Genomic DNA, 12,996 nt, shown 5'->3' with positions numbered 1-12,996 from the left:
GGGTACGTATGGACACGAAATTGCGACATGATGCGGGGTGCGGCGCGCTTGCGCGATCGTCGCCGAATGCGCACCATGACCTCACATGAGGAGCAGAGCATGAAATTGACGCCCATCGTCCAGGTCAAAAGCCGGTCCGCCGCGCAGGTTCTCATCGTGGCGCTGCGGGCACACGGCTTTCACCCGCTCGACACGCGCGAGGGCGGCCTGCCCGGCGTGCCGAACTTTTTCGGCGCCGATGGGTTTATCGTGGAAGTGCCCGAGGACGAGGCGGCCGATGCAACCTTGCTGGCCACCGATCTGCTTAAGGACATGGAAGGTTCGGCCCGCTGATCGAGCCTAAATCGGCCACATTGCTGTGAGACCGGGAATGTTGCGGGACGGGCAATTGAACCGGGTGGCAGCTTTGGGTATAAGCCGCCACAAGTGTTAATGTGCATTAAGCCCTAGCGGCAGGAGTGATCAATGCAGGATTGGAAGCGCGGCGCTTCATCCGTAGCCGGCCTTGTGGCCCTCGCCCTCGTGGCGGCGGCCTGTTCCCCGACCAGCCGGACCAATACCGCCAACCTCAATGTCGTGGGCCAGCCAGGCCAATTGCAGCCGGTGCAGAATTCCACCGTGCAGCAGACGACGCTGCCGGCCATCGGCGCCACTGGCACGCCGGCCCCCGGTCTTTCCGGCCAGCCGGTCCTTGGCGGGCAGACCACCACGACGACAACCGTCGCCGCTGCGACGCCGGGCGTGGGCATGGGCACCAACAGCTCCATCCAGACCCTGGGCACACCGGGCACGGCGTCCGCGCCGATGACCACCGGCGTCTCGAGCGGTCCGGAAGGCGCGTGGAACGTGGTTGCCGGTGGCGCCACCTGCCGCCTAAACCTGCCGCTCACCTCCAAGACCGGCACCAATTACTATCGCGCGTCGGCTCCGGGCTGCACCGTGGGCCAGATCGCTGCCGTTACCGGCTGGCAGCAGGTCGGCAGCCAGCTGCAGCTTTACGATGATAACGGCAACATCGCCGCGTTCCTCGCGCCCTCGGGTGGCCGTTACATCGGCACCATGAGCGGCGGCCAGGCCGTCTCGATGGCCCGCTAATCCCGAAAGCCGGTCCGATGGGCCGGCTTTTTGCTTCCGGACACCCATCCGGGCACAGTTCCTGACCAAAACTCCAGAGCCCTGAATCGCCCACCGCCCAGCCCTCGGGCTTGACCCGAGGGCTACTCTCAACGCATGGGATGGGGCGACTGGCCCTCGGGTCGAGCCCGAGGGCGGCACGGTGTTTTGATGTCTTCTGATCGTTCCCTTTCTCCCGTCCGCGCCGCCTATGACGAGCTCGTTGCCCGCGGTTCACTGACACCCGATCCGGCGCAGGTCGATGCCGCACGCGAGCTGGACCGCGTGCTCGCGGATCTCGTTGCCACGAGGCCCCGGAAACGCTTCGGCATCTTCGAGACGTCACCCCAGGCGGTGCGCGGTCTTTACCTCCATGGCGAAGTGGGGCGCGGAAAGACCATGCTGATGGACCTGTTCTTCGCGGCGGTGCCGTTCCGCGAAAAGCGGCGCGTGCATTTCCATGAATTCATGGACGAGGTGCATGCCGGCATTGCCGCCTTCCGCAAATCGCCGCGCGGCAAGAACGACGATGCCGATCCGGTGGAGGCGGTGACCAGGCCGATTCTCAAGTCAGGACTGCGCCTGCTTTGCCTTGACGAATTCCACGTGCACGACATCGCCAATGCGATGCTGCTCGACCGGTTGTTCTCGAAGCTCTTTGCCGGCGGCGTGACCTTGGTCGCGACGTCCAACGTGGTCCCCGACGGGCTCTACAAGGATGGGCTCAACCGCCAGCTGTTCCTGCCCTTTATCGCGCTTCTCAAGGAAAAGACCGTCGTCGCCGACCTGCCGAGCCAGCAGGACTATCGGCGTCTCAAGTTTGCCGGCCAGAGTGTCTATGCTTTCGGCACCGGTCCTGAGGTGAAGGCCGCCATGGACGGCATGTGGCTCAGGATCACCGGTGGCGAGCCCGGTGTGCCGGGCGTGGTCGAAAGCATCGGGCGCGAGATTCCCGTTCCGCTGGTCGCCATGGGCGCCGCGCGGTTCGGCTTTGCCGACCTCTGCGAAAAGCCGCTGGGCACCCGCGACTTCGTCCGCATCGCCCATCAGTTCGATTCCCTTGTCCTTGACGACGTTCCGCAGATGGACCGGACCCGGTCTGATGCCGCCAAGCGCTTCATCCTGCTCATCGACTCGCTCTACGATCGCGGCGTCAAGCTCGCGGCAAGCTTTGCCGTGCCGCTCGAACAGCTCGGCGCCGACGACAAGACCGCCTTCGAATTCCAGCGCACCCTGTCGCGGCTGACCGAGATGCAGTCCGAGGAATATCTGGCCAAGGGTCTTCGCGACTTCGAGGCGAGAAGGCCATGAGCGCTACGCGCGAATGGCGCGCGGAAACGTCTTTGTCCTATCCTCCGGACCACCCCTCGCCCCTTGCGGGAGAGGGTGGTTTTTCGCGTTCAGCGAAAAACCGGGTGAGGGGTTCTCTCCGCGCACTCGGCGTGTTTTTTGGGATCGCAAAACCCCTAATCCGCCCTTCGGGCACCTTCTCCCGCAAGGGGAGAAGGGGGTGCCGAGAATGTGGCGTCATCTGAGATGGTCGAATTCACCTTTGCCCATCCGGCATCGCCCCATCGCCCATCGGCATGAGCTATTCACCCTTTACGACGAAGGGTTCACTTGCCCGGTAAGGCTCCTAGGGTTAAGACGTGCGCCAATTCAACGCAGTCTGGGGATGAAGACTTATGGCCCGCAAGAAGATCGCCCTTATCGGTGCTGGACAGATCGGGGGCACGCTGGCCCTGCTGTCTGCGCAGAAGGAACTCGGTGATGTCGTGCTGTTCGACGTGGTCGACGGCGTCGGCCCGGGCAAGGCGCTCGATATTGCCCAGTCGGCCCCGGCGCAGGGCATGGCTGCCACGCTCAAGGGTACGTCCGAGTACAAGGACATCGAAGGCGCCGACGTCGTCATCGTCACCGCCGGCGTGCCGCGCAAGCCGGGCATGAGCCGCGATGATCTGCTCGAGATCAACCTCAAGGTCATGGAGCAGGTGGGTGCCGGCATTTCCAAATATGCCAAGGACGCGTTCGTCATCTGCATCACCAACCCGCTCGATGCCATGGTCTGGGCGCTGCAGAAGTTCTCCGGCCTGCCCGCCAACAAGGTGATCGGCATGGCCGGCGTGCTGGACTCGTCGCGCTTCATCCACTTCATCGCCGAAGAGCTCAAGGTCTCGACCGAAGACGTCACCGCCTTCGTGCTCGGCGGTCATGGCGACACCATGGTGCCGCTGACCCGCTATTCCACCGTTGCCGGCATTCCGCTGACCGACGTGGTCAAGATGGGCTGGATGAGCAAGGAAAAGCTCGAGGAAATCGTGCAGCGCACCCGTGATGGCGGCGCCGAGATCGTCGGCCTGCTCAAGACTGGTTCCGCCTTCTACGCGCCCGCCGCTTCCGCCATCGCCATGGCCGAGAGCTATCTCAAGGACAAGAAGCGCGTCATGCCGGCCGCCGCCTTCCTCAACGGCGAATACGGCGTCAAGGGCACCTATGTCGGCGTGCCCGTGGTGATCGGCGCCGGTGGTGCCGAGAAGGTCGTCGAGATCGCGCTCAACTCCGCCGAGCAAAAGGCGTTCGACAAGTCCGTGGGTGCCGTCGAAGGCCTCATCGAGGCGTGTAAGAAAATCGCGCCCAAGCTGGCGTAATCCATCCAAGCCGCTGGCCCCGCCCAGCGGCTTTTGGCTTTCCGGCTCCAGAAATGCCGGATTTCTGTCTGCCCATCCAAGGGGAATTGAATGAACATCCATGAACATCAGGCCAAGGCGCTGCTGAAGGAATTTGGTGCGCCCGTCGCTGCCGGCGTCGCCATCTTCTCGGTCGACGAAGCCGAAGCCGCCGCCAAGTCGCTGCCGGGCCCGCTCTATGTGGTCAAGTCGCAGATCCATGCCGGCGGTCGCGGCAAGGGCAAGTTCAAGGAACTCGGTGCCGATGCCAAGGGCGGCGTGCGCCTCGCGCGTTCGATCGAGGAAGTCGTTTCCCATGCCCGCGAAATGCTGGGCAATACCCTCGTGACCGCCCAGACTGGCGACGCCGGCAAGCAGGTCAACCGCCTCTACATCGAAGACGGCGCCGATATCGCCCGCGAACTCTACTGCTCGCTGCTGGTCGATCGCTCCGTCGGCCAGGTGGCCTTTGTCGTTTCCACCGAAGGCGGCATGGACATCGAAGCCGTCGCCCATGACACCCCGGAAAAGATCGAGACCATCGCGATCAATCCCGAAGCCGGTGTGACCGATGCCGACATCGCGCGCATCGTTAAAGCGCTCAAGCTCGACGGGGCTGCCGCCGAAGACGCCAAGAGCCTCTTCCCGATCCTCTACAAGGCCTTCAGCGACACCGACATGGCGCTGCTCGAGGTCAACCCGCTGATCGTCATGGAAAACGGCCATCTGCGCGTGCTTGACGCGAAAGTGTCGTTCGATGGCAATGCGTTGTTCCGCCACGACAATATCAAGGCGCTGCGCGACGAGACCGAAGAAGACAGCAAGGAAATCGAGGCCTCCAAGTGGGACCTCGCCTATGTCGCGCTCGACGGCAATATCGGCTGCATGGTCAATGGCGCCGGCCTTGCCATGGCGACCATGGACATCATCAAGCTCTACGGCAAGGAGCCGGCGAACTTCTGCGACGTCGGCGGCGGCGCCGGCAAGGAGAAGGTTGCGGCAGCCTTCAAGATCATCACGGCCGACCCGAAGGTCGAGGGCATCCTCGTCAACATCTTTGGCGGCATCATGAAGTGCGACGTCATCGCCGAAGGCGTTGTCGCAGCCGTCAAGGAAGTGGGTCTCAAGGTGCCGCTGGTCGTGCGCCTCGAAGGCACCAATGTCGATCTGGGCAAGAAGATCCTCAACGAGTCGGGTCTCGCGATCACGGCGGCCGACGATCTCGACGACGCCGCCAAGAAGATCGTCAAGGCGATCGAAGGCTAGTCCGGTGCGCGCGGGCCTCGCTCTCATTCTGGGCCTGGTGCTGGCGGTGACGCCGGCCTTTGCCCAGGGCAAGACCAAGACCGCCCCGGCCGACGAGGCCGTGGCGGCGCTTGAAGTGTGCGAGGCTTTTGCGAGCCGGGACAGCGGTGCGCTCGACAAGGCGATCGAGGCCGGCTGGGACGCCTATGACGAAGTCTCGGAAAGCCCGTTCGTGGTCCAGTATGGCGCGGCGCGGGAAATGCCGGGCATCGGCTGGGCCGACCTCTACGTGCTGCAGGAAGGCTATCCGGGGACCGAATTCGGCTATTGCCGCATCGACGTCACCGAGCCCAAGGGCAAGGGTGCCGCGGCCATCGAAGCCATTGCGGGTCTTGATCGCTATGAGGGCGACGTGACCACCGAGGGGCAGGGCACCTATGCCAGCCTCGAAGGCACGGGCGAGGGCCAGACCCTGCTGATGACGCATTGGGACGAAACCGGCTTTGTCCTCCAGCTCACCAAGATCGCGCCGAAAGCCGCTCCGAGCGAACAGTAAACCTCCCGCAGCCACGCGGGGAATGATTGCGGGCCAAGGCCCCAGACGGAAGAGAAACACATGTCCATTCTCGTCAACAAAGACACCAAGGTCATCGTTCAGGGCCTGACCGGCAAGACCGGCACTTTCCACACCGAACAGGCATTGGCCTATTACGGCACCCAGATGGTCGCCGGCATCCACCCCAAGAAGGGTGGCGAGACCTGGACCGGCGCCAAGGGCGAAACCCTGCCGATCTTTGCAACCGTTGCCGAAGCCAAGGAACGCACTGGCGCTGACGCCTCGGTCATCTATGTGCCGCCGGCCGGCGCTGCCGATGCCATCATCGAAGCCATCGATGCGGAAATCCCGTTCATCACCTGCATCACCGAAGGTATCCCGGTGATGGACATGGTGCGCGTCAAGGCGCGCCTTGATCGCTCCAACTCGCGCCTGCTCGGCCCGAACTGCCCGGGCATCCTGACACCGGAAGAGTGCAAGATCGGCATCATGCCGGGCTCGATCTTCCGCAAGGGTTCGGTCGGTATTGTTTCGCGCTCCGGCACGCTTACCTATGAAGCCGTGTTCCAGACCTCGAACGAGGGCCTGGGCCAGACCACCGCTGTCGGTATCGGCGGCGATCCGGTCAAGGGTACGGAGTTCATTGACGTGCTCGAGATGTTCCTGGCCGACGACGCCACCGAATCCATCATCATGATCGGTGAAATCGGCGGCTCGGCAGAAGAAGATGCAGCGCAGTTCCTGATCGACGAAGCCAGGAAGGGCCGCAAGAAGCCGATGGCCGGCTTCATCGCTGGCCGCACCGCGCCCAAGGGTCGCACCATGGGCCATGCCGGCGCCGTGGTTTCCGGCGGCAAGGGTGATGCCGAGTCCAAGATCGCAGCGATGGAAGCCGCGGGCATCCGCGTTTCGCCCTCGCCGGCGCGTCTGGGGACGACGCTGGTTGAAGTTCTGCGCGGCTAAAGACGGTCGCGACCCCCACCTAACCTCCCCCTGGAAGGGGGAGGGACTTATCGGGTTTGGCTCGATTTTGGTGGGCCACGGACAGATTCCTCCCCCTTCCAGGGGGAGGCCAGGTGGGGGTCTACCCACCCATGAAATTCCCATCTGCGACCAATGTCGGTCGCGCTTCGGTCACGGTTCGGTGTTAACCGGGACCGCGCTGGCTGGAATCGGTACGGTGCAGTGCCGGTTGAACTGGAATTGAGCCGCGTTCCTGCTCAGGGAACGCATCACTTAACAGGATACTAAGGATAAGCGGTCAGTATCCGCGCAAATTTAGGGACCGCATGAAACCGGCTTGGCCGGTTCGTTGAGAAGGATGGCAGGGCGAGAGGTCCTGCGACACAAAGCGATGACACGACAGGAAAAGAACGACACGTTCTTGCTGACCTCGTTCCTCTATGGTGGGAACGCCGACTACATCGAGCAACTCTACTCCCAGTTCAAGACTGATCCTTCCAGCGTCGATCCGACCTGGTCGAGCTTCTTCTCCCGGCTCGACGATAGCCAGGCCGATGCCCAGAAGAGCGCTGATGGCCCGAGCTGGGGCCGCAAGGACTGGCCCAAGGCCGAAGGCGGTGACCTCGTCAACGCAATCGACGGCGATTGGGGCCAGGTGGCGCTGAAGGTCGAAAAGGCCGCGGGCAAGAAGGCCGTCGCCGAAGGCAAGCCGGCGCCCGCCGCAGCCGATGTGCTGCAGGCCACGCGCGACTCGATCCGTGCCATCATGATGATCCGCGCCTACCGCATGCGTGGTCACCTGCATGCCGATCTGGATCCTTTGCGCCTCAAGTCCGACGAACCGGCACCCGAGCTCGATCCGACGAGCTACGGCTTCACCGAAGCCGACTTCAGCCGCAAGATCTTCATCGATAACGTCCTGGGTCTGGAATACGCCACGATCCCGGAAATGCTGGCGATCCTCAAGCGCACCTATTGCGGTACGCTGGGCATCGAGTTCATGCACATCTCCGATCCCGACGCCAAGCAGTGGATCCAGGAGCGCATCGAGGGTCCGGACAAGGAAATCACCTTCACCGCCGAAGGCAAGAAGGCAATCCTGGGCAAGCTCGTCGAGGCCGAAGGCTTCGAGAAGTTCCTCGACGTCAAGTATACCGGCACCAAGCGCTTCGGTCTTGATGGCGGCGAAGCCACCATTCCGGCGCTCGAGCAGATCATCAAGCGCGGCGGTGCCCTGGGCATCAAGGACATCGTGCTGGGCATGGCTCACCGCGGCCGTCTCAACGTCCTGACCCAGGTCATGCAGAAGCCGCATCGCGCCCTGTTCCACGAATTCAAGGGCGGCGCCTTCTACCCTGACGACGTCGAAGGTTCGGGCGACGTGAAGTACCACCTCGGTGCCTCGTCCGACCGCGATTTCGACGGCAACAAGGTGCACCTGTCGCTGACGGCAAACCCCAGCCACCTCGAGATCGTCGATCCCGTCGTGCTCGGCAAGTCGCGCGCCAAGCAGGACCAGCACATTTCGCCCGACCACAAGCTCGTCAACATGGCCGTCGAGGGCAAGCCGGACCGGTCCATGGTCTTGCCGCTTCTCATCCATGGTGATGCGGCTTTTGCCGGCCAGGGCGTCATTGCCGAATGCCTGGGCCTGTCCGGCCTCAAGGGCCACCGGACCGGCGGTTCGATCCACTTCGTGATCAACAACCAGATCGGTTTCACCACGAGCCCGATGTTCTCGCGCTCCTCGCCATACCCGACCGACGTCGCCAAGATGATCGAGGCGCCGGTGCTGCACGTGAACGGCGACGATCCGGAAGCCGTGGTGTTCGCGGCCAAGGTTGCGGTCGAGTTCCGCCAGAAGTTCGGCAAGCCTGTCGTCATCGACATGTTCTGCTATCGTCGCTTCGGCCATAACGAAGGCGATGAGCCCAGCTTCACCCAGCCGCTCATGTACTCCAAGATCCGGAGTCACAAGACGACGCTCGAGCTCTATGCTGAAAAGCTGATCGGCGAGGGTCATGTCACCCAGGCCGATGTCGACAAGCTCAAGGCCGACTGGAAGGCCAGGCTCGAAGGCGAATTCGAGTCGGGTCAGGACTACCGCCCGAACAAGGCCGACTGGCTCGATGGCCAGTGGAAGAGCTTCAAGCCTGCCCATGACGAAGGTCCGCGCCGTGGCGAAACCGGCGTCGACGTCGATCGCCTGGTTGCCATCGGCACGCAGCTCACCAAGGTGCCGCCCGACTTCAACGTCCACAAGACGGTGAAGCGCTTCATGGACAATCGCCTCAACGCCATCGAGAGCGGCGAGGGGATCGATTGGGCGACCGCCGAGGCTCTGGCCTTCGGTACGCTCGTCACCGAAGGGCACCCGGTTCGCCTTTCCGGCCAGGATTGCGAACGCGGTACGTTCAGCCAGCGCCATTCGGTGCTCAATGACCAGCAGGTCGAGAACAAGACCTTCACCCCGCTCAACAACCTCACGCCCGACCAGTCGCGCTACGAAGTCATCAACTCGATGCTTTCGGAAGAAGCGGTGCTCGGCTTCGAATACGGCTACTCGCTGGCAGAGCCCAAGGCGCTGACCCTGTGGGAAGCCCAGTTCGGCGATTTCGTGAACGGTGCACAGGTCGTCATCGACCAGTTCATTTCTTCGGGCGAGCGCAAGTGGTTCCGCATGTCGGGCCTCGTGATGCTGCTGCCGCATGGCTATGAAGGGCAGGGCCCGGAGCACTCCTCCGCGCGTCCCGAGCGCTTCCTCCAGCTTTGCGCCGAAGACAACATGCAGGTCGCCAACTGCACGACCCCGGCCAACTACTTCCACATCCTGCGCCGTCAGCTGAAGCGCGATTTCCGCAAGCCGCTGATCCTGATGACGCCAAAGAGCCTCCTGCGCCACAAGCGTGCGGTTTCGGGTCTGGTGGAACTGGGGCCGGACAGCGTCTTCCACCGTCTCCTCTGGGACGATGCCGAGGCGCCGGGCCTGCCCAAGACCACGGTCAAGCTCGCCTCGGACGAGAAGATCCGCCGCGTCGTGCTGTGCACGGGCAAGGTCTATTACGACTTGCTGGAAGATCGCGAGAAGAAGGGCATCGACGATGTCTATCTCCTGCGCGTCGAGCAGCTTTATCCGTTCCCGGCCAAGGCGCTCCTCGATGAACTCAACCGCTTCCCCAATGCCGAAGTGGTCTGGTGTCAGGAAGAGCCGCGCAACATGGGTGCGTGGGCGTTCATCCAGCCCTATGTTGAGTGGGTGCTCGACCAGATGGGCCGTGGCAATCAGCGCGTCCGCTATGTCGGTCGAGCCGCTGCTGCCTCGCCGGCGACCGGCCGCATGAGCGTGCACCTGGAACAGCTCCAGGCGTTCCTCGACGACGCGTTTGCGCAGTAACCCGAACAAGAAGGACAATTTTCAATGTCGACAGAAATCCGCGTCCCGACCCTGGGTGAAAGCGTCACCGAAGCCACCATCGGTCAGTGGTTCAAGCAGGTGGGCGACGCCGTCTCCGCCGATGAGCCCATTGTCGAGCTCGAAACCGACAAGGTGACGATCGAAGTCCCGGCGCCGGCCGCCGGTGTGCTTGAAGCCATCGCTGCCAATCCGGGCGATACGGTTGATGTGAACGCCCTTCTCGGCATCATCGCCGCAGCTGGTGCTGGCGCCGCGGCATCCACTCCGGCTGCTGCCCCCCCGGCTCCCGCCAAATCCGAAGTCCCGGCTGCAAATGCTGCGGGTCCGGAAGTGATCAAGGCGACCTCGACCACCGATCGCGCCCCGGCGCCGTCGGCACAGAAGCTCATCAACGAGAACGGTCTCGATGCCGGCGCCATCGCCGGTTCGGGCAAGTCCGGTCAGGTGCTCAAGGAAGACGTGCTGTCCTCCCTGGCTCGTCCGGCCGCTCCGGCTGCAGCTCCAGTGGCTGCGCCTGCTGCCGCTCCGGCGCCTGTTGCCGCCAAGGCACCGGCCGCGCCGCGCGCTCCGGTTGCCGCCGACGACGCCGCCAACGAAGAGCGGGTCAAGATGACCCGCCTCCGCCAGACCATCGCGCGCCGCCTCAAGGACGCGCAGAACACCGCCGCCATGCTCACCACCTTCAACGAGGTGGACATGAAGCCGGTCATGGACCTGCGCAATTCCTACAAGGAGCTCTTCGAGAAGAAGCATGGCGTCAAGCTGGGCTTCATGGGCTTCTTCGCCAAGGCCGTGGTTCATGCGCTCAAGGAAATCCCGGCCGTCAACGCCGAGATCGATGGCGATGACCTGATCTACAAGAAATATGCCCATCTCGGCGTCGCGGTCGGCACCGACAAGGGCCTCGTGGTTCCGGTCGTGCGCAATGCCGACCAGATGTCGATCGCCGAGATCGAGAAGGAAATCGGCAATCTCGGCAAGAAGGCCCGCGATGGCCAGCTGTCGATGGCCGACATGCAGGGCGGCACCTTCACCATCTCCAATGGTGGTGTCTATGGCTCGCTGATGTCGACCCCGATCCTCAATGCCCCGCAGTCGGGCATCCTCGGCATGCACAAGATCCAGGAGCGTCCGGTTGTTGTCGGCGGCCAGATCGTCATCCGACCGATGATGTATCTCGCCCTCAGCTACGATCACCGGATCGTCGACGGCAAGGAAGCCGTGACCTTCCTCGTGCGCGTCAAGGAAAGCCTCGAGGCGCCGGAGCGCCTGGTGCTCGACCTCTAGGTCTCGCCACAGTTCAGGACTAGAAAAGGGCTCGCTCCAGCGGGCCCTTTTTCGTGGCTCACCGAAAGGTGTGCCTGGTCCCATCGAGTGCTAACAGTCTGTTAGCAAATTGCCTGTTTATGCATGGAATATGCGCGATTTCGGCACAGCGCTGATCGGAGATTTCGAGTTGCGACGACACCAGTTTTTCGCCGCTGCCCTGTTGATGACCCTGCCTGTCCAGGCCCAGGATCAGGCGTCTGACCCCGCCCTTGTCGGCGAGCTGATGGCTTTTCACGGCTCCAAGGCCATCGTCGAAGTCATGACCACCCATTGCTACGAAACCACCGGTCTCGACACCGTCTACAAGGATGCTGCGGCCAACTGGTACCTGAGGAATATCAGTTACCTGGACCTCGCCGACCGCGTCATAGCGCGTCTTGGCGGCGGTACGGAAGGTCAGCTTCAGGCGGCCGAAACCTATGGCGGCAGCCAGATCATGACCGCCTATAACCAGGCGCCCGACAAGAACGTCTTCTGCCGGACCTTCCTCGAACAGGTCGTGGGCGGCAGCCTCGACATCGACAAGCAGCTTCCCGATATCCTCAAGCGCGCGCAGGATATTTCGGCGTCCTGAGTTTTGGCTCTGGTCAAAACCGGATGGTCGGCGCTAGGTTGCTCCAGTCTTGAGGGGGGCGGTTATTGTGCGGCGACACGTCGTTATTGTTCTTGCACTTGCGGTTTCAACGCCGGCAATCGCGGCTGACTGTACGCTCTACAACGCCCGCTACAAGCAGCCCGATGCGCCTTGGTGGCTCACCTTCACCCAGGTGCCGCAATTCGCGGCCGCCAACCAGACGGCGGCCTTCTATATCGAATTGCCCAATTCCGGCGTGAGGCTCGAAGGCGGCGTCAGCGTTCCCAATGGCTTTGGTGCGCCCCTCTGGTCGATCTCCGGGCCCTGCAGTGCCGAGGCCGATGCCGAAACCTGTACCTTCCTCAACGAAACCAGCATGCCGTCCATCTATGGCATCTACGATGGCAAGGTCACGTTCCTCGGCATCGAGCGCGGCTCGGTCGCGCCGGACCAGGTCATCCTGCCCGAACTGGCCGCGAGCCTCTGGTATTCCAGCTACCGCCAGGACGAGTGGGACGCGGACGACCTCTCCCCCGGCGATGCTTTTGAACTGGTCGGCTGCGAATAGCGTTTCGGCCACAGGTTTTTCAGAAAGCGAATTCGATCATGACCATTGAGCTCAGCCTCCTCATCTGGAGTGCGATCCTGGCCTTTGCCTATCTGGGCGTACAATCCATCGTCTATCGAATGGACTACGGCATCAAGCATGCCAACAGCCAGCGCGACAACGAGCGGCCGCCCAACAAATGGACAGTTCGGGCGCAACGCGCGCTGGGCAATTTCCTCGAAACCTATCCCGTCTTCATCGTGTTGGCGGTGGCAACTGAGCTCTCGGGCCGTTCGGACGGGCTGACCCAATGGGGCGCCATCATCTGGTTCGCCGCCCGCTGGGCCTATCTCCCGGCCTACTTCATCGACATCAAGCAACTGCGCTCGAGCATCTGGTCGATCTCGCTGATGGGCCTGTTGCTGATGTTCTTCGGCGTGGCGTTCTGACAGCGGATACCCCCACGCGCCTCCCCCATCTGCAGGGGAGGCCGGGTGGGCTGCATTGGCAACCCACCCCATGCTCATAGGGCAGGGGGAGATCGTCCAGGGCGCGTTGCCGGAGCCGCATGGGTGGTGTAACCCTTTG

General features: G+C 63.0%; 12 protein-coding genes. All 12 read left to right on the top strand.

The features are described from left to right. The first annotated feature begins 99 nt into the window (after window positions 1–99). Window positions 100–333: a hypothetical protein gene (locus CCK88_RS10480; RefSeq protein WP_140048960.1), complete on the top strand. Its 234-nt coding sequence runs from the start codon at window positions 100–102 to the stop codon at window positions 331–333. Between the two features lie 132 nt (window positions 334–465). Beyond that, window positions 466–1,095 carry an AprI/Inh family metalloprotease inhibitor gene (locus CCK88_RS10475; RefSeq protein WP_086470374.1) on the top strand — a complete coding sequence of 210 codons (630 nt, stop codon included), beginning with the start codon at window positions 466–468 and terminating at the stop codon, window positions 1,093–1,095. Between the two features lie 189 nt (window positions 1,096–1,284). Further along, entirely contained in the window at window positions 1,285–2,424 is a 1,140-nt protein-coding gene (gene zapE / locus CCK88_RS10470; RefSeq protein ID WP_086470373.1) for a cell division protein ZapE, read from the top strand. A gap of 374 nt (window positions 2,425–2,798) precedes the next feature. Beyond that, a complete protein-coding gene (gene mdh / locus CCK88_RS10465; protein ID WP_086470372.1) occupies window positions 2,799–3,761 on the top strand; it encodes a malate dehydrogenase in 963 nt (320 codons plus the stop codon). A gap of 90 nt (window positions 3,762–3,851) precedes the next feature. After that, window positions 3,852–5,045: an ADP-forming succinate--CoA ligase subunit beta gene (gene sucC / locus CCK88_RS10460; RefSeq protein ID WP_086470371.1), complete on the top strand. Its 1,194-nt coding sequence runs from the start codon at window positions 3,852–3,854 to the stop codon at window positions 5,043–5,045. Window positions 5,046–5,049: 4 nt separating this feature from the next. Continuing rightward, entirely contained in the window at window positions 5,050–5,580 is a 531-nt protein-coding gene (locus CCK88_RS10455; RefSeq protein WP_086470370.1) for a hypothetical protein, read from the top strand. Window positions 5,581–5,640: 60 nt separating this feature from the next. Then, window positions 5,641–6,543 (top strand): succinate--CoA ligase subunit alpha, encoded by a 903-nt coding sequence (gene sucD, locus CCK88_RS10450; RefSeq protein ID WP_086470369.1) that lies wholly within the window; start codon window positions 5,641–5,643, stop codon window positions 6,541–6,543. Between the two features lie 391 nt (window positions 6,544–6,934). After that, entirely contained in the window at window positions 6,935–9,937 is a 3,003-nt protein-coding gene (locus tag CCK88_RS10445) for a 2-oxoglutarate dehydrogenase E1 component (protein WP_086470368.1), read from the top strand. Between the two features lie 24 nt (window positions 9,938–9,961). Then, on the top strand, window positions 9,962–11,245 hold the full coding sequence (gene odhB / locus CCK88_RS10440; protein WP_086470367.1) for a 2-oxoglutarate dehydrogenase complex dihydrolipoyllysine-residue succinyltransferase: 1,284 nt from the start codon (window positions 9,962–9,964) through the stop codon (window positions 11,243–11,245). A 130-nt stretch (window positions 11,246–11,375) separates the two neighbouring features. Then, the gene (locus CCK88_RS10435; protein WP_086470366.1) at window positions 11,376–11,861 is read left to right on the top strand and encodes a hypothetical protein; all 486 of its coding nucleotides are present in this window, start codon (window positions 11,376–11,378) and stop codon (window positions 11,859–11,861) included. A gap of 67 nt (window positions 11,862–11,928) precedes the next feature. Then, on the top strand, window positions 11,929–12,429 hold the full coding sequence (locus CCK88_RS10430; protein WP_086470365.1) for a hypothetical protein: 501 nt from the start codon (window positions 11,929–11,931) through the stop codon (window positions 12,427–12,429). A 38-nt stretch (window positions 12,430–12,467) separates the two neighbouring features. Next, entirely contained in the window at window positions 12,468–12,857 is a 390-nt protein-coding gene (locus CCK88_RS10425; RefSeq protein WP_086470364.1) for an MAPEG family protein, read from the top strand. Window positions 12,858–12,996 lie beyond the last annotated feature (139 nt).

The sequence above is a fragment of the Devosia lucknowensis genome, assembly GCF_900177655.1.
Classification (GTDB): Bacteria; Pseudomonadota; Alphaproteobacteria; order Rhizobiales; family Devosiaceae; genus Devosia; species Devosia lucknowensis.
This window is presented reverse-complemented; position numbering and strand designations above follow the sequence as displayed.